The following is a 1,430-nucleotide window of genomic DNA, read 5'->3' as shown; positions in this document are numbered from 1 at the left end:
ATTTTTGTCAATTGTTTTCGATCTAGAGCGAACTAATCAATTAAATCTCTTGCCAGATAAGGATTTAGTCGATTTATGACACCCTACCGAACCATACCAAGTAACGAAGAACCAGAAAACAAAGCGTGGTTAGGAATAAATCTTGGTAGAGGTATTTCTGGTTTCATTGTTCCCGAACAATATGAACTTTATGGAACAGAGGCTCGTATTGACAATTCTGGAAATAGAATAGTTTCTCCAAATAATTGTTTATGGTTAACCAACTTAGACACATCAAAACGACAGGAAGATATGGCTCTGACAAAAAGATATTTTGGCAATGAAGCTGAATATCCAAAATATGACAATTATGATGGAATTAATGTCAATAAAACCCAAGACATTCCCTTAGACTTCAAGGGGGTTATGGGTGTACCAATAACATTTTTACATAAATTCAATCCCGACCAATTTGAAATAATTAAATTCAGGAAGGGGAATGATGATAAAGATTTATCAGTAAATGGGAAATGTCCTTATTTTAGAATACTAATCAAGAATAAACGAATCCAAACTGAATATATTGATTTAACAGGGTAAGCGCATCTTAACAATCCTTGACAAAATGAACTTTATGTGAGTTGCCTACCCAGGATTCAAGCATATTTGAGGAGAATTTGCCATCTCAATTGTTAAGCAAAAATCGACCCATTTGGTCGATACTATTCTGATTGACCGGTATCAATTGAAATGCCCACGCGGCCCATAAAATTGGCCAATTGTCAATAAGTGTTTTTGCTCTACGGTATTGCATCAAGTTAGAATAACATTTATTGGACTGATGTTTACTCAACTGGCATTGGGTTGAGTACCGATCACCCAACCTACCAAACTGTAACCTTTATTCTGTATGCTTTTTAGCGAATAAGGTAAGCATAACATTGCTGAGAGGGCGAGCGCTGATTGGCTCGCTCAAACCCTAATCAATTCGTTAACCTCAAAATGGTCTTTTTGTACTAATAAATATTCGAGTAGAACGCTCAATGCGTTTGCTAGAGTGCATTTGAGACAATTGATCAAATTTTCGGTTTGAGAAATGAGCGCAGCGTGAGTTCAATGATTTTAGCTGATGTTATTGGTGATTTGGCCATGCCCACAAGGGATCGCATTACCACTTCATAAAGGGTGGTGGACTGAAGGGATGTTTTGCAAACCACTCGCGTGCGCCTTTTATGAGAAAGCGGTGAAATCCGTTAAGTAGTCATGCAAAATTAATTACCCAAATAAAAAATTAAGAAGTATAATACATAAAAGGCTCTTCGGTAATTGTTATGCAATGGACGGGGGTTATAAGGGATGGAACCCTTATATAGAAAAGCATTTAGCGATTTTTGTCAATTGTTTTTGCTCTAGAGCGAACTAATCAATTAAGTCTCTTGCCAGATAAGGAT

The 1,430-nt window shown here is 36.6% G+C and carries 1 pseudogene; it reads left to right on the top strand.

Annotated elements, in window-relative coordinates:
- Positions 1-114: 114 nt before the first annotated feature.
- Positions 115-579 (top strand): annotated as a pseudogene (locus PX482_RS10310) (adenine-specific methyltransferase EcoRI family protein); the annotation flags it as partial.
- Between the last annotated feature and the right edge of the window lie 851 nt (positions 580-1,430).

This window comes from Microcystis sp. M53602_WE12, from assembly GCF_030065455.1.
Taxonomy (GTDB): domain Bacteria; phylum Cyanobacteriota; class Cyanobacteriia; order Cyanobacteriales; family Microcystaceae; genus Microcystis; species Microcystis aeruginosa.
The sequence above is the reverse complement of the archived record's forward strand: the minus strand, read 5'-3'. Positions and strand labels throughout refer to the sequence as shown.